The sequence below is a fragment of the Sphingomonas sp. LR59 genome (genome assembly GCF_036855945.1).
Classification (GTDB): Bacteria; Pseudomonadota; Alphaproteobacteria; order Sphingomonadales; family Sphingomonadaceae; genus Sphingomonas.
The window spans coordinates 459,273-481,180 of record NZ_JASPFL010000001.1; the positions used below are offsets into that span (position 1 = coordinate 459,273).

Genomic DNA, 21,908 nt, shown 5'->3' on the forward strand with positions numbered 1-21,908 from the left:
CGTGGTCCCTCGTGGCTCTGGATCCTGACTTTCGTCAGGATGACGGCGGGGTGGGGCCGGGCCGTCGTGGCAGATCGCATGCCGGCCAACATCAGAACGTAACCCCGACGCGGGCGCTTACCGTCTGGCCGCTGTCGTTGCCGACATAGTCGCCGGCGCGGTTGTCGGTGTTCCACTGGATCGCGTTCACCTGGAAACGGGTGAAGGAATTCAAATACCAGTTGACCCCGACGGTCGCCGCCCAGCCGTCGCCGCCGGTCAGCAGATTGTCGAAATCGAGGCTTTCGTAGCGCGCAGTGAGCTCGATCGCGCCGACCCCGCCGTCGAACGTCGGCTTCAACACCTTGGGCTGGCCGAAGCTGCCGAGCCGCGGGTTGTACGGCGGCAGGTCGCCGGTCAGGAACAGACCGCCCGACACGCTCCAGGCCTTGCTGACGAAATCGGGGCGTCCGCCGTCGAGCCGCGCGTTGCGGCGGCCCGCTTCGCCCATCACCCACAACGGCCCGCGATAGCCGCCGAGCTCGACGCCGTAGCCGGTCGTGCCCGTCCCGCCGATCAGCGGGCCGGTCGACACGCGCAGCGCGCCGTTGAAGCGGCCGCCGATCACCGTGTTGCGCGTCAGTGTGCCGGCGACCGACGACAGCGACTCGTCGAAGCCCCAGGCGCCGATGTGCAGCACGCCGGTGTCGGACTTGATCGGGTTCCAGTGCGAGCGGCCGAGCACCGTGCGGCTGTCGCCGACGGTCTGCGTGCCGTCGATCCGGTCGCCGGTAACGGTGACCGAGGCGTGGCCGGTCTTCCAGAAGACGCGCGGCATCACGCCGATGCCGTAGAAGCCGCGCTGCGGGATGATCGCGGTCGAGACGGTGGAGCGTTCGAGGAACGGCGTCGAATCCGAGCCAGTCGAGCCCTCGAAGCTGCGGTCATTGAACAGATGGCCGGCGCGGACGTCGTAGTCGAGGCCCGGCTTGATCTTGTTGCGCCAGCCGACGAACGCGGTGACGACGTCGACCTCGTTCTCTGAGAAGTCGCTCTCGAACTGGTAGAAGAAATGCGTGCCGACGCCGCCTTCGAGGCCGAGGCGCAGCGCGCGCATGCCGGTCGTGGTGATGTTGCGGCCGTCGTACTTCGAGCCGAAGCTGGAGCTGACGTCGGTCAGGATGCGGCCGCGCGGCTTGAACGTGTAGACGCCGTCCGCCGAGTGGAAGACGGGCAGGCCGGCGCCCCATTCGGTGGTCACGCCCGACGGATTGTCGCGCGCGGCAACTGCCTGCGCGACGCTGCGATCGGCGGGGCCGGGAGGGGCGAGCTGCGGCGCGAACGGCACGGTGCGACGCGGCTCGGAGTTCTGCGCGACTGCCTGCGGTGCGATTTGGACGGGCGGCACGGGCGCGGACACCTGCGCGACGGCGGCGTTGTTCTCCAGCCGGTCGAGCCGCGACTTCAGCGCGGCGATCTCAGCCGCCTGCGCACGCACCAGCGCGGCGAGGTCGGCATCGGTCGGAGCCTGCGCGAGTGCCGGGGTTGCTGCAATCAAGGCGAGTGCGGCGCACCCGGTACGGAAGAGGGTCATTGGGCTTTGGCTCCGGTGGCGAGAATCGCGGTCCAGTCGCGCAGGAAACGCTGGCGCTTGACGCGGTCGAGGTTGACGAGAAGTTGTGGCCCCACGCGGATCGGTCGCGCCTGGCTCGAGGGAAGACGGCGCGCGGCAACGTCGGTGCGGACCGGCCACAGGCTGCGCTTGGCGAGCAGCGACTGGCCCTCGCGCGACAGCAGGAAGTCGAGGAACAGCTTCGCCGCCGCGGGGTGCGCGGCCTCGCGCGCGATGAACGCGATCCGCGACGTGACGATCGTATAGTCCTGGAGGAACGCGACGCCGATGCGGGGATCGGTCCGCGCGCGCTCCAGGGCATAAGAGCCGATGACGTTGTACGCGATCGCCTGCCGCCCCTCGGCGACGCCGCGCAGCATCGGCTCGCTGGTCCGCGACAGCACCGGCCTGGTCGCCGCGATCGCCTCCAGCAGCGACCGCGTATCGCGGGTGATCGCCATGTCCTCGGACAGGTACAGATAGCCGACGTTGGAGCGTGCCGGGTCGAATGTCGTGACGCGGCCGGTCAGCGCTCCCACGTTCTTTCGCAGCCATGTCTCCAGCGCGGCATGCGTGCGCGGCACCTGTCCGGCGGGCACGAGGCGCTTGTTGTAGACGATCCCGATCGGCTCCGCGGTGACGCCGAAGCCCATGTTCTTCCACACCGACACCGGCGGCAGCGCAGGCTTTTCGGGGCTCGCATAGCCTTGCGCGAAGCCGTCGTTGATCAGCTTCACCTGCAGGTCCATCGCCGACGACCAGACGAGATCGGCGGACATCTTTTTCGCGCGTGTTTCGGTAACGAAGCGGCGGTACATCTCGGTCGAGCCGATGTCCGCGTACAGCACGGTGATGCCCGGATACCGCTTCCGGAACGCTGCAACGACCGGCAGCAATTCTGCGCGATCGGCATTGCCGTAGATCCGCACCTGCCGCTCGGCGCGCGCGTCGGAGATGAGCTGGTCGTAGGAGCGCGGATAGTTGGCAGGGCGCTGCGCCACGACGGCGGTCGCGGTGAAACTCGTAGCCAGCAGTGCGATCTTCAGAAAAATTCGTGCCATCATCACTCTCCTCGCCTTCCGTCTCTGTGTTCGGATAGACTGCAACGGTGGAGTACGAACCGAACCTGTCACCAACCTTTCATGGTTTTTCATGCGCATCCTGCTGATCGAGGACGACGCGGCGCTCGCGCGCAGCATCGGCGCGTTGCTGCGCGCGGGTGGCAATGCGGTCGATCACGTCGCGACCGGCGAGGACGCGCTGGCGGTGGTCGCGGGCGAGCCGTACGCGCTGGTGATCCTCGACGTCGGCCTGCCCGGGATCGACGGCTTCACCGTGCTGGAAACCTTGCGGCGTCGTGGCGAGCGTGTTCCGGTATTGATGCTCACCGCGCGCGATGCGCTCGACGACAGGGTGCGCGGGCTCGATCTCGGCGCCGACGATTACCTCCGTAAACCGTTCGAGCCCGAGGAACTCGAGGCCCGCGTCCGCGCGCTCGGCCGGCGACGCGGCGGCGATCCGCTGCCGGTGCTCAGCGTCGGCACGCTGACGATCAACCGCTCGACCGGCGACGCCGACATCGCCGGTCGAGCACTGGACCTGCGCCGTCGCGAACGCGCGGTGCTGGAGGCCCTCGCGACACGTGCCGGTCGCGTCGTCCCGCGCGAATTGCTGATCGGCGAGGTGTTCGGGTTTGACGAGCCGGTCGGCGGCAACGCGATCGAAGTCCACGTCACCCGCCTGCGCACCAAGCTTGCGCCCGACGGCCCCGGCATCCGCACCGTGCGCGGCGTCGGCTACATGCTCGATGCCGGCTAAACCCCGCACTCCGGCGCTCAGGACGCGGTTGCTGGTAGCGGTGCTCGGCCCGTTGCTGGCGGCGGCGATCCTGATCGGCGTGGTCGGCGCGACGCTGATCGCCGACGTGGTCCGCCGCACCAACGACCGCGTGCTCGGCGGTGCGCTCGGCGCGATCGCGGAGACGGTGCAGGTCGAGCGCGGCGAGGTGACGCTCGACCTGCCCGCCGCCGCGTTCGGGATGCTGGAGAACACCGAGCGCGACAACGTCTATTACCGCGTCGCCGTGGGGACCGACCTGCTCACGGGCTATGCGGACTTGCCCGCGCCCGATCCCGCGACGCTCGCGATCGACGTGCCGCGCTACCGCTTCGCCCGCTACCGCGACCAGCAGATCCGCATCGCCGAAGTCCGCCGCGCGCTCCCACGCATCGACAAGCCCGTGATCGTCCAAATCGCCGAGACACTCGACAACCGTGGCGCATTGACCCGCCGCCTGATGCTCGCGCTGCTGATCGGCGAATGTGTCCTGGTCGGTGCCGCGGCGCTATTGCTCCGCCCTGCGTTGGGGTGGTCGCTGCGGCCACTCGCGCGCCTTCGTGGTGCCGTCGAAGCGCGCGACGAACGCGCGCGTCCGGATTTCTCGCCGCTCGACACCGGTCCGTTGCCAAGCGAACTCCGCCCGCTCGCCAGCGCGTTCGACCGTCTCCTGGCGCAGCTCGACACCGCAACCGTCGGCGTCCGCCGCTTCACCGCCGACGCCTCGCACCAGATGCGCACGCCGCTGTCGGTGCTGAAGGTCCAGGTCGCGCTTGCCCGCCGCGGCTCCGACGCCGAACGCCGCGAGGCGTTGGACGAGATCGCCGATGTCGCAATCCGTCTCGAACGTCTGGTAACCCAACTCTTGGCGCTCGCGCGGGCCGAGGAAGCCGGCGTTTCGGCCCCGCTCGAAGCGGTCGATCTGCGCGAAGTCGCTTCTGCGGTCATCGCTCGGCAGATCAACCAGGCGATCAGGGCGGGTGTCGATCTGGTTCTCGAAAGCGATGGGCAAACCCAGTACATGGTCTCCGGTCACCGGACGCTGATCTTCGAAATCCTGTCGAACCTCATCGACAACGGCATCCGTTACAATCGGCGTGGCGGGATGGTGTCCGTTGCGTTGCAGGCGGATGATACACAGATCGCGGTCGTGGTCGCCGACGATGGCCCGGGGATCGCGCCGGCATATCGCGAAAAGGTGTTCGACCGTTTTGTCCGGCTTGGCACCGCGAACAGCCCGGAGGAAGTGGTCTCGGACTGGCGATCGTTCGGTCAGCGGCCACGCGTTTGACGGCGACCGTCGGATTTGTCGACGTCGACCGTGGCACGGCAATCGTCCTGCGGTTCGCTCCGCCTTCATCGTGATCCCGCACCCGTCGGCGACATGCGGGTCGCCCGACGGGTGCGGTTTAGCGTTCGCTTAGAGGACGCGGTTGATCAGGTTTTCGATCCGCTCCTGCTGGCCGGAGACCGGCTTGGGATCGATGCCGCGCTCGACGGCCAGATCCGCGATGCCAGCAAGGTCGAGCCCGCCGATTGCGCCGCCGAACTCGCCGTCCCAGCCGGCGTAGCGCTTGGTCTTGATCGCATCGATACGACCGTCTTCGATCAGCTTGGCGGCATTGAGAAGGCCCTTCGCGACGACGTCGATCGCGCCGACATGACCGTAGAACAGGTCGGCCGGGTCCATGCTCTGGCGCCGCACCTTGGCGTCGAAGTTGAAGCCGCCGGTGGTGAACCCGCCCGCGCGGATGATCTCGAGATTGGCGAGCGTCAGTTCCTCGACCGAATTCGGGAATTGATCGGTATCCCAGCCATTCTGCGGATCGCCGCGATTGGCATCGATCGAGCCGAAGATGCCGAGCGCCGCGGCAGTCGCGATCTCGTGCTCGAACGTGTGGCTGGCGAGCGTCGCGTGGTTCGCCTCGATGTTGACCTTGACCTCGTTCTCCAGGCCATAGCGCTTGAGGAAGCCGTACACCGTCGCGGTGTCGAAGTCGTACTGGTGCTTGGTCGGCTCGAACGGCTTCGGCTCGATCAGGATCGTGCCGGTGAAGCCGATCTTGTGCTTGTGCTCGACCACCAGGCTCAGGAAGCGGCCGAAATTGTCGAGCTCGCGCTTCATGTCGGTGTTGAGCAGCGTCTCGTAACCCTCGCGACCGCCCCACAGCACGTAGTTCTGGCCACCGAGACGGTGGGTTGCCTCGAGCGCGTCGCGGACCTGCATCGCGCCGAACGCGAACACTTCCGGATCGGGGTTGGTCGCGCCGCCGGCGGCGAAGCGCGGGTGGCTGAACAGGTTGGCGGTGCCCCAAAGGAGTTTCCGGCCCGATGCAGCCTGGAGCTGTTCGAGATGATCGACCGCTTCGGCGAAGAACTTGCGGTGCTCAGTGATGTTGGCGGCGTCGGCCATCACGTCGACGTCGTGGAAGCAGTAATAGGGCACGTCGAGCGTCTTGAAGAACTCGAACGCGACCTCGCGCTTCATCGCCGCGGCGGCGCTGTCGTTGGCGCCGCGGTGCCACGGGCGATCGAACGTGCCGCCGCCGAACACGTCGGAGCCGGGCCAGCAGAAGGTGTGCCAGAAGCATGCGGCGAAGCGGAGGTGATCCTCCATGCGCTTGCCGAGGACCATCTTGTCCTTGTCGTAGAAGCGGTAGGCCAGCTCGTTGGTGCTGTCGGGGCCCTCATATTTGATCTGGGGGATATCGGCGAAGAAGTCGGACATCAAAGCTTCCTACGATTTTGGGGTGATGCGGGAATAGGCTTGGCGGAACGCGGCCTTCTTCTCGGCGAGCGCCGAGACGAGGGCAGGGTCGGGGACGATGGTGTACGAGACGGGAGGCGCGACGCAGATGTCGGCGGGATCGCCGCCGTCGACGCCGAGTTGCGCGAGGCGGGCGGCACCGAGCGCGGGGCCGACCTCGCCGCCCTGGAGATAGACGAGCTCGACCTCCATCGCCGCGGCGATCACCTGCCCCCAATAGCGCGAGCGGGCGCCGCCGCCGATCACCGCGAGGCGCTCGACGGTCGTGCCGGCCTCACGCAACACGTCGAGACCGTCGGCGAGCGCGAATGCCACGCCTTCCAGCACCGCCTGCGACAGGCGGCCGGCGTCGGTGTCGTTGTCGAGGCGGAGGAACGCGCCGCGAACCTCCGGATCGTTGTGCGGCGTGCGCTCGCCAGAGAGGTAGGGAAGGAAGATCTCGGGGCCACTGGCGGGGCCTGCGGCCTCGGCGCGCGCGAATAGGTCTGCGGCACCGGCGGCACCGGTGATCCGCGCGACCCAATCGATGCACGACGCGGCCGAAAGGTGGACCGACATCTGGTGCCACATGCCGGGGAGCGCGTGACAGAAGGCGTGGACCGCGCGCGCCGGATTGGGGCGGAAATCCTTGGTCGCGACGAAGATCACACCCGACGTGCCGAGCGACAGCAGCGCATCGCCGTCCTTGACGACGCCGACACCGACCGCGCCCGCCGCATTGTCGCTGCCGCCCGCGGCGACCGGGACCTGCGGCATGCCCCAGAGTTCGGCGACCTCGGCGGTAAGCGTGCCGGTGATCTCCGTGCCCTCGTACAGCGTCGGCATCTGCGCCCGCGCCAGGCCGCACGCGGCGAGGATCTCGTCGCTCCAGCAGCGACTGCCGACGTCGAGCCACAAGGTGCCGGCGCTGTCCGACAGGTCCGACGCCTTGTCGCCGGTCATCAGCAGCCGGACATAATCCTTGGGCAGCAACACCGTCGCGATCTTCGCAAAGACCTCGGGTTCATGCTCGCGCACCCACAGCAGCTTCGGCGCGGTGAAGCCCGGCATCGCGATGTTGCCCAAGATTTTGCGCAGATCGGGGACGGCGCGCTCCAGTGCCTCGCACTCGGCGAAGCAACGGCCATCGTTCCACAGGATCGCGGGGCGCAGCGGCTTGTCGTCGGCGTCGAGCAAGGTGGCACCATGCATCTGGCCGGCGAGCCCGACGCCGCGCACCGAGCGGCGGACGCTCGGATCGATCGCCTGGACCGCGGCGATCGTCGCCTTCCACCACGCGTCCGGATCCTGTTCGGACCAGAGCGGATGCGGCCGCTGCACGGTCAGCGCGGCGGTACCCTGGCCCACCACGCTGCCATGCTGGTCGAGCACTACGGCCTTGACACCCGAGGTGCCGATATCGATTCCGACGAACATCAGTTGACGAACGGATCGATGGTCGGGATCGAGCCGTCGGGCGCGAACTTCAGCTCGGTCACCTTGACGTTGCGCAGGTGGTTCTTGTTGCTCATCTGCGTATCCGCATAGAACAGCCACCATTTCTTGTTCCATTCGACGATCGAATGATGGCTGGTCCAGCCCTGTACCGGCTTCAGGATATGGCCGCGGTAGGTGAACGGGCCGTACGGGTTGTCACCGGTCGCGTAGTTCAGGAAGTGCGTGTCGCCGGTTGAGTAGGTGTAGTAATATTTACCCCCCGCGTGAAGACCCACGACGCCTCGAAGAAGCGGCGTTCATGGTCGCCGCCGAGCACGGGCTTGCCGGCCTCGTCGAGGATCTGGACGTCGCGCGGGGTCTCGGCGAAGCTCTTCATGTCCGGATTGAGCTTGGCGATCTTGCCCGACAGCGCGGGCTGATCGTCCTTGCCGAGATCGGTGTCCGAGCCGTTGGCGTCGAACTTGCCGTCCTTCCAGCGCTGGAGCTGGCCGCCCCAGATGCCGCCGAAATACATGTAGCTGGCGCCGTTCGCGTCGGTGAACACGGCGGGGTCCATCGAGAAGCTGCCGGCGATCGGCTTGGGATCGGCCTTGAACGGGCCGACCGGGCTCTTCGAGGTGGCGACGCCGATCCGGAACGTGCCGAGGCCGTTCTTGTCGAGCTGTTTGTCGCGGACCGGGAAGTAGAGGAAATAGGTGCCGTTCTTGTAGGCTGCGTCGGGTGCCCACATCTGCTTCGACGCCCAGGGCACATCCTTCACGTCGAGTGCGACGCCGTTGACCTTCACCGGGCCGCCAATGCGATCCATCGACAGCACGCGGTAGTCGCGCATTGCATATTGGTTGCCGAGATCGTCGTCGCCGATCGCCGCATCGATGTCATGGCTCGGATAGACGTAGATCTTGCCGTTGAACACGTGCGCCGAGGGATCGGCAGTGTAGATCGACGTCACCAGCGGCTGCGAGAGATAGCGCTTGCCGTCGGGACTGCGCGGTTCGGCCTTGGCCGTCTTCGGTGTGGGCGCTGGTGCGGTCTGGGCCAGCGCGACGCTGCCGACGAGCGCGAGCGACAGGCTCGCGGCAAGGGTGGGTATACGCAGTGGCATGGCCAGTCGATCCTTCCTAATTCAAGCGATCTTCTACGAGATCTGGCTTCCGTCGTTTTGCGGAAATAGCGCTACCATAACAGTCTGTACGGGGCGGGCAAGGGGACTTGTGCCGCGTATGTTGCCGTGCGTCGACCGCGGCTTGGACGCGGGCGATGCTGCACAGGGCACCACGACCAAGGTCCAAAGTCGTCGGCCATTTCATGCGGCGAGCGGTTGCGCTAACGATATGACAAATGACCACTCCGCTTCCCACAGCCAAGCCATCACGCCGCGCCGGCGGTGCACCGACGATCAGCGACGTCGCCCGCCGCGCCGGCGTCTCGCCGATGACCGTCTCGCGCGTCATCAACGGCGAGAGCAACGTTCGCCCGGTCACGCGCGAGGCAGTCAACGCCGCGATCACCGCGCTGAACTATGCGCCCAACCCCGCCGCGCGCAGCTTGGCCGGGGCAGGGCAGACGCGGATCGGCCTGCTCTATAGTAACCCGAGCGCGGGCTTTCTCAGCGAGTTCCTGCTTGGCAGTCTAGATCAGGCGGCTCGCAGCGACGTCCAGATCATCGTCGAGAAATGCGACCTGGGCGAGCATGAGCTCGAGGTTACGCGGCATCTGATCGCGGGTGGGATCGACGGCATCGTCCTGCCGCCACCGCTGTGCGAAGCCGAGGCGATCCTCGAACTGCTCGCCGAGGCGCGGATTCCGACGGTGTCGGTCGCCAGCGGCCGTCCGTCGGACGATGTCCTTGCGGTGCGGATCGACGATCGTGAGGCCGCGCTGACGATGACGCGGCACATCATGACGCTGGGCCATCGCCGGATCGGCTTCATTACCGGCAACCCCAATCTCTCGGCGAGTGCGCGCCGTCTCGAAGGCTATGGCGCCGCGTTGCACGAGGCCGGGATCGCGGTCGACGAGACGCTGATCCAGTCCGGGCTCTATACCTATCGGTCGGGGCTCGATGCCGCCGAGGCGTTGCTCGCGCTGCCCGAGCCACCGACCGCGATCTTCTCGTCCAATGACGACATGGCCGCCGCCACCGTCGCGGTCGCGCATCGCCGCGGGCTCGATGTGCCGGGCGACCTGACGGTGTGCGGGTTCGACGACACGATCATGTCGACCGCGATCTGGCCCGAGCTCACGACGATCTACCAGCCGATCGCGGACATGGCGCGAGATCGCGGTCGAGATGCTGGTCGCGGCGATTCGTCGCCCCAGCGGTATCGTCCCCGCGGATCGCCACCGGCTGCTCGATTATACGCTGATCCGCCGCCAGTCAGATGCCGCGCCACGGCGGCGTCCGCGCGCGGACGTGGGATGAGCCACGCGGTGTAAGACGGAAATTCGCAGGGCAGACGGCAGCGGAGCACGCTTGACGTCGGCACAGGAGATGGTAGCGATACCAGCATAAATGGACGCCGACGGATCGGTGATCGTTCGACAGGAGAGTTTTGCGTGCAACGGCAACCGGTTCGGCCCTTCCGATCGCGTGACTGGTTCGCGGACCCCGCGCGCTCGGACATGACCGCGCTCTATCTCGAACGATTCATGAACTATGGCCTGACGCCTGCGGAATTGCGCTCGGGGCGGCCGATCATCGGCATCGCGCAGACCGGCAGCGACCTGTCACCGTGCAACCGCATCCATCTCGATCTGGCGCGCCGCGTTCGCGACGGCATCCGCGACGCGGGCGGGATCGCGATGGAATTTCCGGTCCACCCGATCTTCGAGAATTGCCGCCGGCCGACCGCCGCGCTCGATCGCAACTTGGCCTATCTAGGACTGGTCGAGACGCTGTACGGCTATCCGATCGACGCGGTCGTTCTTACCACCGGTTGCGACAAGACCACGCCGTCGGGGATCATGGCGGCGTCGACCGTCGATATCCCCGCGATCGTGTTGTCGGGCGGACCGATGCTCGACGGCTGGCACGAGGGCGAGCTGGTCGGATCGGGCACCGTCATCTGGCGCTCGCGACGCAAGCTGGCGGCGGGCGAGATCGACGAGGAGGAGTTCCTCCAGCGCGCGACCGACAGTGCGCCGTCGGCCGGGCATTGCAACACGATGGGCACCGCCTCGACGATGAACGCGGTCGCCGAGGCGCTCGGGCTGTCGCTGACCGGCTGCGCGGCGATCCCCGCGCCGTACCGCGAGCGCGGCCAGTTCGCGTACGAGACCGGGCGGCGGATCGTCGACATGGCGTATGAGGACCTGCGCCCCTCGCAGATCCTCAGCCGCGAAAGCTTCCTCAACGCGATCCGCGTCGTGACCGCGATCGGCGGGTCGTCGAACGCGCAGCCGCACATCCATGCGATGGCGAAGCATGCCGGGATCGAGATCACCGCCGCCGACTGGTCGGATCATGGCTATGACCTGCCGTTGCTGGTCGACGTGCAGCCCGCCGGGCGCTTCCTCGGCGAACGCTTCCACCGCGCGGGCGGCGTGCCTGCGGTGCTGAGCGAGCTGCTGGCGGCGGGCAAGCTCGACGGCGACTGCCTGACCGTCACCGGCCGAACGCTCGCCGAGAACATCACCGGCCGCGTCGCCACCGACCGTGAGGTGATCCGCGCCTACGACACGCCGTTGAAGGAACAGGCCGGGTTCCTGGTGCTGTCGGGCAATCTGTTCGACGTCGCGATCATGAAGACGAGCGTGATCTCGCCCGCGTTCCGCGCACGTTACCTGGAGCGGTCGGGTGCGGAGGACGTGTTCGAATCGCGCGCGATCGTGTTCGAGGGCTCGGACGATTATCACCACCGGATCAACGATCCCGCGCTCGACATCGACGAGGACTGCATCCTCGTGATCCGCGGCGCCGGGCCGATCGGCTGGCCGGGCTCGGCCGAGGTCGTCAACATGCAGCCGCCCGATCATTTGATCCAGCGCGGCATCATGACGCTGCCGACGCTCGGCGACGGGCGCCAGTCGGGGACGTCGGACAGTCCGTCGATCCTGAATGCGAGCCCCGAGAGCGCGGTTGGCGGCGGCTTGTCGTGGCTGCGGACCGGCGACATCATTCGTATCGACCTGAAGGCGGGGCGGTGCGACGCGCTGGTCGACGATGACGAGATCGCGCGGCGGCGTGGCGAGCCAGCACCACCGGTGCCAGCGAGCAACACGCCGTGGGAGGAGCTGTACCGCGAGAAGACGGGGCAACTCGCCGATGGCGCGGTGCTCGATTTCGCGGTGAAGTACCGCGGTATCGCGGCGCGGACGCCGCGGCATAATCACTGACCGGTTCGACGAATACACGCAAAGACGACACCAGGCCGCAACGGTCGGCGCACAGGAGAGGAACATCATGGCGAATATGCACAGCGGAGATCCGGGGGCCGGACTACAGGGGAGCGCCGCGGTCAATCACGGCTTCATTGCCGCGATCGTCGCGGTGGCGACCATTGGCGGCTTCATGTTCGGCTATGATTCGGGTGTCATCAACGGCACGCAAAAGGGGCTGGAGGCCGCGTTCGGTCTCGGCCGGCTCGGGATCGGCGTCAATGTCGGCGCGATCCTCGTCGGTTCGGCGGTCGGCGCGTTCGGCGCCGGGCGGATGGCCGACGCGATCGGTCGCCGCAACGTGATGATGCTCGCTGCCGGGCTCTTCCTGTTCAGCGCGCTGCTTGCCGGTGCCGCAACCGGATCGGGCATCTTCATCTTCGCGCGGATCATCGGCGGTCTTGGCGTCGGTGCGGCTAGTGTCATCTCGCCGGTCTACATTTCCGAAGTCACGCCAGCCTCGATCCGCGGGCGCTTGTCGAGCGTGCAGCAGGTCATGATCATCTCGGGCCTGACCGGCGCGTTCGTCGCGAACTTCGCGCTCGCCCGCTATGCCGGCGGCTCGACCGCGGACTTCTGGCTCGGCTACCCCGCCTGGCGCTGGATGTTCTGGCTGCAGGCGATCCCCGCCGCGATCTATTTCTTCGCGCTGCTCGTGATCCCGGAGAGCCCGCGCTTCCTGGTCGCCAAGGGTCGCGAAGCCGAGGCGCACGTCGTCCTCACGCGGCTGTTCGGCAGCGAAGAGGCGGACCGCAAGGTCGTCGAGATCCGCAACTCGCTCGCCGCCGATCATCACAAGCCCAAGCTCAGCGATCTGGTCGACAAGAAGACCGGCAAGATCCGCCCGATCCTGTGGGCGGGCATCGGCCTGGCCGTGTTCCAGCAGCTCGTCGGCATCAACGTCGTGTTCTATTACGGCGCGGTGCTGTGGGAAGCGGTCGGCTTTACCGAGGACAACGCGCTGCAGATCAACATCCTGTCGGGCGTGCTGTCGATCGCGGCCTGCCTGTTCACGATCGCGACGGTCGACAGGATCGGTCGCAAGCCGCTGCTGCTGGTCGGTTCGGCCGGCATGGCGGTGACGCTGGCGGTGGTCGCCTACGCCTTCTCGACCGCGGTGACCGGCGCGGACGGCGCGGTATCGCTGCCCGGCCACAACGGCATGATCGCGCTGATTGCGGCCAACCTGTACGTCATCTTCTTCAACGCCAGCTGGGGCCCGGTGATGTGGGTGATGCTCGGCGAGATGTTCCCGAACCAGATCCGCGGATCGGGTCTGGCGGTGTCGGGCTTTGCGCAGTGGATCGCCAACGCGGCGATCTCGGTCAGCTTCCCCGCGCTGGCGGTGTCGCCTGGCCTTGCGGTGACCTATGCCGGTTACGCGTTCTTCGCGGCGGTCTCGTTCTTCTTCGTGAAGGCGCTGGTCAACGAGACGCGTGGTCGCGAACTCGAGGATATGACCGGCTGATCGAGAGAAGGAGCGTGTAGGGCACCATCACGATGATTGGCACCGTCATGCTCCTGTTCGTTCTCGCCATCGGATGGTTTGCAGGCGGACGCACGGCGTCTGGCCTGCGCCGCCTGGGTTGGTCGCGGGGACTAGCGATCGGTGTCGGCGGGTCGCTGCTCGCCGTCGTGATCCTCGCGGTGTTCTGGACGACCGCGTTCTACTTCGTGTCAAAGCCGCCGGGGCCGCATGAGACGGACGCCGGGGCTATGGCCTTTGCGGCATTTTTCATCGTGGGTGGCGCACTCGCCGCATCTGCCTGGATCGGCGGCATGGTCGGCGCGATGCTGGCGGTGCGACGTTAGGCGTCGAGCGGTCGAAACGCCGATGACGTAATCTCATAGGCAGGTTGCCCCGCCACACCCGCATCGAACGTAAACACATCGCCCGCGAGCGGCTGTCGCGCGCGATCTTCGTCGCTCAATCCCTTGGACGCGGTCGTGACATAGGCGGTGCGACCATCGGCGCCGCCGATCGCGATCTTGGTGACGTTCGAGACCGGCAACCGGACCTCGGCAACCTGGGTTCCGTCGGGGGCATAGCGCCGCACGCACCAGCCGCCGTAGAACGACACCCACACATGCCCCTCGGCATCGACGATCGGGCCGTCGGGATACCCCTGTGTCGCGACGTCGACCGCTGCGAAGACGCGCGTGTCGCGCAGGCTGCCGTCGTCGCCGATCGTGCAGGCGTGGATCGTGCCGGCCAGCGTGTCGCAGTGATAGAGCGTCGTGCCGTCGGGCGAGACAGCAGGGCCGTTGGTGATGACGATCCCGTCGACCACCGGCGCGACGCCGTCCGCATCCGCGCGGTAGATCAGCCCCGATGCGGTGTTCTCACCATCGTCCATCGACCCGAACCAGAGCCGTCCTGTGGCATCGACGGTCGAGTCGTTAAGACGGTTGCCCGGCGCGTCAGGCTCGACCGCGTGGAGATGCGTAAAGCTGCCGTCGGCCGGATCGAACCGGTGGAGCCCGGTCTGCAAGCCGGCCAGCATGGCGCCATCCGCCATCGGCTGGACCCAGCCGACCTGCGCGGGGGCGGTCCATGTCCGGTGATCGCCGGTCGCGGGGTCGAAGCGGTGAACCTTGTGCTGTTTGATGTCGACGAACCACAGCGCATCGTCGAGCCACAACGGTCCTTCGCCGAGCGTCGCACCGACACCCAGAACGCGTTCCACGCCGCCGCCCAGGCCGTCGCTCGTACCGCCGTTTACCGCCATCCTGCATCCACCCAATAATTATGTCCGGTGCACATACGCGCATCGTCCGACGCAAGAAACAGCGCCATCGCGGCGATATCGGACGGCTGGATGCGGCCATCGAGACACTGCGCCTCGACGATCTCCGCCTCGCCCTCGGGGGTGTACCATTTCTCCTGACGCGGGGTCTGGACGTTGCCCGGCACGATCGCGTTGACGCGGATATTGTCGCGGCCGAGATCGCGCGCGAGGCTGCGCGTCATGCCCTCGATCGCGGCTTTGGCGGTCTGGTAGAGGATCAGTTCCTTGAGCGCGAGATGCCAGCTGATCGACCCGAAATTGACGATCGCGCCGCCACCCGCGGCCTTCATCGACGGCACCACCGCCTGTGCCGCGAAGAACACGTGGCGCAGGTTGACGTTCATCCGCTGGTCCCAATAATCCGCGGTGACTTCGCCGACGGTGTGGCGATCGTCGTTGGCGGCGTTGTTGAGCAGGATGTCGACGCCGCCGAGCTCGTCGATCATCGCCGTGAACGTGGTGTTCAGCGCGTCGAGATCGGTCAGGTCGAGCGGGTGGAAGCTCGGCGCATGCTCCGCGCCCTCGGTCAGCCGCTCGACCAGCGCGCGGCTATCGTCCTGTGCGACGTCGACGAACGCGACCTTCGCCCCCTGCGCGACGAACGCCTCGACGAGCCCTGCGCCGATGCCCGATCCGCCGCCGGTGACGATGACGCGCTTGTTGCGGAGCGAGGGATAGACGGCGCCTTCGTGGCGGCCGGCGGTTTTCTGCAGCACGTCGTTCTCCGAATAGGTCATGCCGACAACAGCCCGCGCGCGGCGAGGTTGCGCATCAGCGCGACCAGCCCGAACTCCCAGGGCGGTGCGGCCTTCGAGGTGGTCACGGTGTTGATGAGGCGCCCGAGGCCGGGCGTGGCGATCGACACGGTATCGCCGGGCTTGTGCGTGAAGCCGCGACCGGCATCGTCGCGATCCTTGGTCGGCGCGAACAGCGTGCCGAGGAACAGCACGAAGCCGTCGGGATATTGATGCTCGCTGAGCGCCTGGCGCACCAGCTCCTGAGGATCACGACTGATCTGGCTCATCGAGCTGGCGCCGTCGAGGACATAGCCGTCGGTGCCCTCGATCCGCAGCGCGACTTCGGCGGTGCGAACGTGATCCATCGTGAAGCTCTCGTCGAACAAGCGGATGAACGCGCCGAGCGAGCAGGAGGCGTTATTGTCCTTCGCCTTGCCGAGCAGCAGCGCCGAGCGTCCCTCGAAATCGCGTAGGTTGACGTCGTTGCCGATTGTCGCGCCGACCGCACGGCCGTTGGGGGCGACCAGCAGCACGATCTCGGGCTCGGGATTGTTCCAGGTCGAATCCGAGCGCACGCCGATCTGCGCGCCCCAGCCGACCGTCGACAACGACGGTGCCTTGGTGAAGATCTCCGCATCGGGGCCGATCGCGACCTCGAGATATTGCGACCACAGGCCTTCCTCGATCAACGCGGTCTTCAGCGCTGCTGCCTCGGGCGTGCCGGGGACGACGCGCGCGAGCCCGCCGCCGATCCGCTCCTCGAGACGCGCACGCACCGCGGTCGCGGCACCGGCATCGCCGCGCGCCTGTTCCTCGATCACGCGTTCGAGTGCGGAGACGGCGAAGGTGACTCCGGCCGCCTTGACGCACTGGACGTCGATCGGACTGAGCAGCCGCGGTACGCTCTCGACCGACAGGCCTAGCGTGTCGAGATCGCCGATCGCCTCGCCCGCGCTCGCGTCGAGCAGATCGCGTGCGACGAGCTCGGCCACGGTCGGCGCGACCTTGCTCATATCGAACACGGTGCCGCCTGCGACGATGACCGGGCTGGGTCCTTCACCGCGGTCGATCCGACCGATCCAGCGCCCCTCGCGCCAATCGGGTCCAAGGGCGTCGAGGGTATCGAAAGCGAATGTCACGGCAACGTCTCCGGCGAGTCTGTATCGGAAAAGGGGTAGGGCAGGAATGGGATCAGGTCGGGCTTCTCGTCGACCCGCGGGCAACGACCGACGAACGCATCATCGGCGTCGACACATCCTCTCCTCCGCGGTTCGAAAACGGTAGCGGTAACATTAGCGACATCCTGGCCGCGTTTGCAAGCTGGCAGCGTGTGAGACCGGCATTTTCACGTGCGTTCGGCCGCGGTGTACGCGTGGGTCAACGGGGAAGCGCGATCGTCGATACGGTGGTGAAATTCGCCGAGCGCGTGGGGACGCCGGTGTCGGGCTGGCCCCCGCCGACGCTCACCCGGTATCGCCCTGCTGCGACCTTGCGGACGCCATCGGGCGTGACGCTGCTCAGGTCGCGGGGTGACAGGTCGAACGTTACGGCCTTGCTTTCGCCCGGTGCGAGCGTGATGCGGCGATACCCGCGTAGTGCGACCCTCGGCACGCCGGGTGATGCGGGAAAATTCAGATACAGCTGAACCACCTCGTCGCCCGCCCGCTTGCCGGTGTTGCGGACGGCGGTCGTGACGCGGAGCCCATGCTCGGCACCGCCTGGTTTGGGCGTCAGGTGGAGTGGGGCATAGCCGAACGTCGTGTAGCTGAGCCCGTGGCCGAACGGATAGACCGGCGTGCCCGCATAATAGCGATAGGTGCGCCCAGTCATCGCGTAATCGTCGAACGCGGGCAGCGCGGCAACGTCGCCGTAGAAGGTGACGGGGAGGCGCCCGGCGGGATTGGTCGTGCCGACCAGCGTCTCGGCGACCGCGCGTCCGCCCGACTGTCCCGGATACCAGGCCTCGACGATCGCCGACGCGTTGGCTTTCGCCCAACGCAGGTCGATCGCGCTGCCGTTCATCGCGACGACGATCAGCGGCTTGCCGGTGCGCTTCGCCTGTTCGAGCAGCGCGATCTGGTCGGCGGGCAGCGACAGCGAGGTGCGATCCCCGCCTGCGAACCCGTCGACCTTGACGGGCATCTCCTCGCCTTCGAGATCGGAGGTCAATCCGACCACCGCGATCACCACGTCGGCGTCGGCGATCCCCGCGGCCAGATCGCGCTCGGGCGTCCGGGTGATGCGTTTCCAGACCAATCCGGGAATGCCCGACCCGCTCGACTCGGCTTCGAGCCGCAGCGGATAGCGCTCGCCCTTGACCAGGTCGACGTCGCTCAGGTGGAGCGGTTCGGCCCAGCGCGATGCGGTGGTGGCGGCGACGCTGCGATTACCACCAAGCGTGATCGCGCCCGTCACGCCGGTCAGCGCGATCCGGTACGTGCCGGTTTCGGGGGCGACGAGCGCGCCCGTCCAGACGATCTTGTGGCGCTCGCCGACAGTGCTGAGTTGGCCGGCTTCGGACCGGACGTTGCGCTCCGTGCGGGTCGCGATCGCTTTGGTGTCGTAGGTCGCCTTGGCCGGACCGTTGCCCGCCGAAGCGCGCGCGTTGAAATAGTCGGCGCGCAGGCCTGGCTGGCCATCGGGTGTGACGAAGGCCGTATCGGGGACCGGATCGCCATCGGTGATCGACGCGGTGAAGGGGACCAGGGTCACTTGTCCCGTCGGCATTACCTGTCGCAAGCCCGCATCGATCGAGATCGGCGGGGCGCTCTGCGACGACGAGTAATTGCCGCGCAGCACGCGTGTCGCATCTGCGAGCGGACCGATCAGCGTGATCCGCGTGCCGGGCTTGAGCGGCAGGATGCCGTCGTTCTTGAGAAGTACGAGGCTCTCGGCCGCGATACGCTGCGCCAACGCGCGGTGCTCCGCGGTGTCGATCGCCGCGACCGGGGTCGGCGTGCGCGCCATGGTCCCGTGCGCGAGATCGCCGTTGCGATAGCGGGCGGAAAACAGTCGGACGAGCGCGCGATCGATGTCGGCCTGCGCGATCAGCCCGCGGGACAGCGCCTCTTGGTAGCGCGCGCCGAGGTTCGGCGTTCCCGACAGCGTCGCGCCGTTGCACTCGTTGTCGACTCCCGCCTTCAGCGCGACTGCGACGCCTCCCGCCGGATCCGCGGCGTATTTGTGATGCTCGGAGATGTCGACGACCGCATCGCAATCGGACACGACATAGCCGCGAAACCCCCATGCGCCGCGTAAGTGGTCCTTGAGCAGCAGGTCGCTGCCGCACGCTGGCTGGCCGTCGACGCGGTTGTACGCGCACATGATCGAGCCGGCCTTGCCCTCGACGATCGCGGCGCGGAACGCGGGCAGATAGGTGTCCTCTAGGTCGTGCGGCGAGACGATCACATTGGCGCTGTGGCGCGTCGATTCAGGACCGCTGTGCACCGCGAAATGCTTTGGCGTGGCGATCACGTCGGGCAAAGCCGGGTTCGGCCCCTGCATGCCTTCGATGAATGCGACGCCGAGCGTGGCGGTCAGATACGGATCCTCGCCATAGGTTTCCTGCCCGCGGCCCCAGCGCGGATCGCGGAACATGTTGATGTTGGGCGACCAGGTGTCGAGCCCGGTGCCGATCTTCCCCAGCCGCCCGGTCGTGCGGCCGAGCGTATGCAGCGCGCGCACCTCGGTACTGATCGCGGCTGCGACGGATTTTAGCAACGGCGCATCGAAGCTCGCGGCAAGGCCGATCGGCTCGGGAAAATTGGTGGTCGGTACCGGGCCGAGCGCACCGTGGAGCGATTCGGTCCACCAGTTATACGCCGGGATGCCGAGCCGCGGGATCGCGGGCGCGACGTTGAGCAACTGCGCGATCTTCTCGTCGATCGTCAGCCTCGCGACCAGCGCCGCCGCGGCCCGATCCGCATCGGCTTCCACGGCGTCCGACGCGACCGCCGGGGCAGGGGCCTGCGCGCCGATCGGCCCGGTCGCCGCCAGGACCGCCGCGAGCGCCACGCCACCGCGCCACAAAATTGGATATGAACGCATGGCGGTTCTCTTTCGTGTCACGTCAGGGAAGCGGGATCTCGAACGGTCCGACCGGCAGTTGCGCGTCGTCGGCGAGATTGACGACCGGGCTGTCCGCCCAGGCGTAGCGGACGCGGACGACTGGCTTGCCGTCTGACGCTAGCGTTACGCGGTCGCCTTGGACGAGGCCGTCGGCGTAGCGGCAACTGCCGGCCGCGGGGCCGCAGAGTTCGAAGCCGATCGCGGTGCGCGATGCTTGCGCGTGGAGCGATCCGGTCACCCCGGTGAAGCGCAGTGTCACGCCGCCATCGGCTGTGCGGTTGGCGGTGGCGATGCTCGGGCCTACCGGCTCGCGTCCGGCATAGGCGAGCGGACGGAGGACGCGCGCGAGACGCTGGCCGACCGCATGCTTCTCGCCTGGATGGATGTCGAGCGGATCGCCGAGGTCGATCGTCACCGCGACGCCGGCATGACCGTCGCGCGCGGCCATCAGCCGCTGTGCCTCTCGGACGTCGGCCCAGCCGCTCTCGCCCGGCGCGATCGGCGGCGTGCCGTAATTGGCGAGCTGCGCGATCGCCAGCGGGATCGTCGGCTTGCCGAACTGCTGCCGCCAGCCACGGGTCATTGCCGTGAGCCGGGTCTCGTATCCGGGCAGGCCGGTGTCGGATTCGCCCTGGTACCAGGCAATCCCGGCGAGCGCGGTCGGCCCGAGCGGCGCGATCATGCCGTTGTACAGCGTCCCCGCGCCGTTGATGTCGTCCCAGGGCGAGCGTGGCGCGTTGCCCGGCACGCGCTTGGCGATCGCATAGCGCCAGCCGTCGCCGATCGGCACGTGGGTGCCGTCGGCCAGCGTCAGCATCATCGTGTCCGCCGGACCCGTCATCCCGCCATAGGCATAGACGTCGTCGTCGTTGACGGTGATGACGTTGCGCCCGGGCTTAAGTGCGCCCGCCGGCAGCGTGTAGACGCGCGCGCGCGCCGCATTGCTGTTGCCGCCGACGCCGATCCCGTTGACCCAGGTGCGGTCCGCATCGTCGACCACGCCGATCGCCAGCGTCGCCGTACCGCGTGCCTGCGCCGCGGTCAGCGTCACGACGCGCTGATACCACACCATGCCGTTATAGTCGGCGAGCGCGGGCACGCCCCATTGCTCGAAATTGCCGATCTTCGGCACCGGTTTCCAGTCGAGCGCGGCATCGGGCTGCCACGGTTCGCGACCCGGCGCATCGCCCGCGCCGCGTCGCCACCAATCCTCCCAGATCGTCGATGCGCCGCGCTCCGCCGCCACTGGATCCTTGGCGTGCAGCGCGAGCAGGTCCGCCTCGCGCGCCATCCCGGCGGAGCGCAAGGCGGCGTCGCCCATCCACGCGCTGATCCGCGAGCCGCCCCAGCTTGCGTGGATCCCCCCGATCGGCACGCCTTCGCTCCGCCGCAAGGCCTGCACCATGTAGAAGCACGCGGCCGAGAAGCTCGGAACAGTAGCGGCGCCCGCTGCTGTCCACTTCGGCCTCGCCGCGAACCGCGTAAGCGGTGTCTCGCTGCTCGCCTTGGCGATTGTCACGAGGCGCAACTTATCGTCGAGCGGCGGATGCGCATCGGGGATCAGGTCCTGCGCGGCGTTGACCGGCAGTTCCATGTTGCTCTGCCCCGAACACAGGAACACGTCGCCGATCAGCAGGTCACGCACCGTCGTGCTGCCCGTGCTACCGGCAATTTTCAGATCGTAGGGACCGCCTGCGGGCAGCGATTTCAGGCGCAGCTCGAACCGGCCATCGCGATCCGCCTTCACCGTCGAGGTGCGCCCCGCAAGCCGGGCCGTGACCGATGTGCCCGGTTCACTCGTGCCACGCAGCACGATCGGCTGGTCCCGCTGGATAACGGCGTGGTCGCCGATCAGTCCATCGAGGCTAGGGGCGATCTGCGTCTCTTCCGCCATCGCCGCCGCGCCGAGTTGCGTTGCGCCGAGCGGTACGGCGATCCCGAGCAAGGCAGCAGGCAGGGCGTTCGACGGACGGATCTTCATACGTGTGCTACTTCGCTGCGAGGAACGGGATCGGGCATGCTGCACGGCGCAGGCTGCTGGCATAGCGCCACGAGCCCGCGCAGCCGGCCGGAGATCGCACTCGGACCGTATATTTTTGCGGAGTTTTTGAACGGCACACCGAGAGCCATCCCGATCGGACGGGTCGCCATGCCGGTGCAATCGACGAACGGTGTGTTCGCGATCTCGGCGGCATCGACCACGCTATCGATATCGTTAGCCGACGCAGCTGTGATTGCTAATCGGTAAGCCACTGTCCTCACCCTCTCCCTGCGTTCGTGACGCCTCTCCGCTGCGACTGTCG

Annotated in this window: 15 protein-coding genes and 2 pseudogenes; 6 read left to right on the forward strand and 11 right to left on the reverse strand. The window is 67.4% G+C overall.

Translation table 11 applies throughout. The features are described 5' to 3' along the window. Positions 1-91 precede the first annotated feature (91 nt). Together QP164_RS02210 and QP164_RS02215 are read right to left on the reverse strand one after the other, a co-directional pair. Entirely contained in the window at positions 92-1,573 is a 1,482-nt protein-coding gene (locus tag QP164_RS02210; RefSeq protein WP_333921975.1) for an OprO/OprP family phosphate-selective porin, read from the reverse strand. Then, positions 1,570-2,652, reverse strand: a complete 1,083-nt coding sequence (locus QP164_RS02215) for an ABC transporter substrate-binding protein (protein ID WP_333921976.1) — start codon at positions 2,650-2,652, stop codon at positions 1,570-1,572. Before QP164_RS02215 ends, QP164_RS02210 begins: the two co-directional genes overlap by 4 nt. Before the next feature lie 91 nt (positions 2,653-2,743). Here QP164_RS02215 and QP164_RS02220 point away from each other — a divergent pair, with 91 nt between their 5' ends. Both QP164_RS02220 and QP164_RS02225 read left to right on the forward strand, forming a co-directional pair. Further along, positions 2,744-3,409 carry a response regulator transcription factor gene (locus QP164_RS02220; protein ID WP_207901249.1) on the forward strand — a complete coding sequence of 222 codons (666 nt, stop codon included), beginning with the start codon at positions 2,744-2,746 and terminating at the stop codon, positions 3,407-3,409. Continuing rightward, the gene (locus tag QP164_RS02225) at positions 3,399-4,718 is read left to right on the forward strand and encodes a sensor histidine kinase (RefSeq protein ID WP_333921977.1); all 1,320 of its coding nucleotides are present in this window, start codon (positions 3,399-3,401) and stop codon (positions 4,716-4,718) included. The genes QP164_RS02220 and QP164_RS02225 overlap by 11 nt, the downstream gene beginning before the upstream one ends. A 129-nt stretch (positions 4,719-4,847) precedes the next feature. On the opposite strand, the gene xylA is transcribed toward QP164_RS02225, so the two are convergent. The 3 genes and pseudogenes from xylA to QP164_RS02240 all read right to left on the reverse strand — a co-directional run bounded on the left by xylA (position 4,848) and on the right by QP164_RS02240 (position 8,736). After that, positions 4,848-6,158 (reverse strand): xylose isomerase, encoded by a 1,311-nt coding sequence (gene xylA, locus QP164_RS02230; protein WP_132897872.1) that lies wholly within the window; start codon positions 6,156-6,158, stop codon positions 4,848-4,850. Between the two features lie 6 nt (positions 6,159-6,164). Beyond that, a complete protein-coding gene (gene xylB, locus QP164_RS02235) occupies positions 6,165-7,610 on the reverse strand; it encodes a xylulokinase (RefSeq protein WP_333921978.1) in 1,446 nt (481 codons plus the stop codon). Then, positions 7,610-8,736, reverse strand: a pseudogene (locus QP164_RS02240) (glycoside hydrolase family 43 protein). Before QP164_RS02240 ends, xylB begins: the two are co-directional and overlap by 1 nt. Before the next feature lie 236 nt (positions 8,737-8,972). On the opposite strand from QP164_RS02240, the pseudogene QP164_RS02245 reads away from it, so the two are divergent. The 4 genes and pseudogenes from QP164_RS02245 to QP164_RS02260 all read left to right on the forward strand — a co-directional run bounded on the left by QP164_RS02245 (position 8,973) and on the right by QP164_RS02260 (position 13,823). Further along, positions 8,973-10,056 (forward strand): annotated as a pseudogene (locus QP164_RS02245) (LacI family DNA-binding transcriptional regulator). Positions 10,057-10,190: 134 nt separating this feature from the next. Further along, positions 10,191-11,969, forward strand: coding sequence for an IlvD/Edd family dehydratase (locus tag QP164_RS02250; RefSeq protein WP_132738615.1), 1,779 nt, complete (start codon positions 10,191-10,193; stop codon positions 11,967-11,969). 76 nt (positions 11,970-12,045) lie between these two features. Next, the gene (locus QP164_RS02255; protein ID WP_333924165.1) at positions 12,046-13,479 is read left to right on the forward strand and encodes a sugar porter family MFS transporter; all 1,434 of its coding nucleotides are present in this window, start codon (positions 12,046-12,048) and stop codon (positions 13,477-13,479) included. A 32-nt stretch (positions 13,480-13,511) separates the two neighbouring features. Continuing rightward, positions 13,512-13,823, forward strand: coding sequence for a hypothetical protein (locus QP164_RS02260; RefSeq protein WP_333921979.1), 312 nt, complete (start codon positions 13,512-13,514; stop codon positions 13,821-13,823). Here the strand turns inward: QP164_RS02260 and QP164_RS02265 are convergent. From QP164_RS02265 to QP164_RS02290, 6 genes are all read right to left on the reverse strand, one after another. Next, positions 13,820-14,740, reverse strand: coding sequence for an SMP-30/gluconolactonase/LRE family protein (locus tag QP164_RS02265; RefSeq protein WP_333921980.1), 921 nt, complete (start codon positions 14,738-14,740; stop codon positions 13,820-13,822). The two genes, QP164_RS02260 and QP164_RS02265, sit on opposite strands and share 4 nt — an antisense overlap. Continuing rightward, positions 14,731-15,537: an SDR family NAD(P)-dependent oxidoreductase gene (locus QP164_RS02270; protein ID WP_132897877.1), complete on the reverse strand. Its 807-nt coding sequence runs from the start codon at positions 15,535-15,537 to the stop codon at positions 14,731-14,733. The genes QP164_RS02265 and QP164_RS02270 overlap by 10 nt, the downstream gene beginning before the upstream one ends. Beyond that, positions 15,534-16,676: a fumarylacetoacetate hydrolase family protein gene (locus QP164_RS02275; protein ID WP_333921981.1), complete on the reverse strand. Its 1,143-nt coding sequence runs from the start codon at positions 16,674-16,676 to the stop codon at positions 15,534-15,536. The genes QP164_RS02270 and QP164_RS02275 overlap by 4 nt, the downstream gene beginning before the upstream one ends. Before the next feature lie 238 nt (positions 16,677-16,914). Further along, entirely contained in the window at positions 16,915-19,584 is a 2,670-nt protein-coding gene (locus QP164_RS02280) for a glycoside hydrolase family 3 C-terminal domain-containing protein (RefSeq protein WP_333921982.1), read from the reverse strand. A gap of 22 nt (positions 19,585-19,606) precedes the next feature. Continuing rightward, positions 19,607-21,586 (reverse strand): sialate O-acetylesterase, encoded by a 1,980-nt coding sequence (locus QP164_RS02285; RefSeq protein ID WP_333921983.1) that lies wholly within the window; start codon positions 21,584-21,586, stop codon positions 19,607-19,609. Then, complete coding sequence (locus QP164_RS02290; RefSeq protein ID WP_165911483.1) at positions 21,583-21,807, reverse strand: hypothetical protein; 225 nt, start codon at positions 21,805-21,807, stop codon at positions 21,583-21,585. The genes QP164_RS02285 and QP164_RS02290 overlap by 4 nt, the downstream gene beginning before the upstream one ends. Between the last annotated feature and the right edge of the window lie 101 nt (positions 21,808-21,908).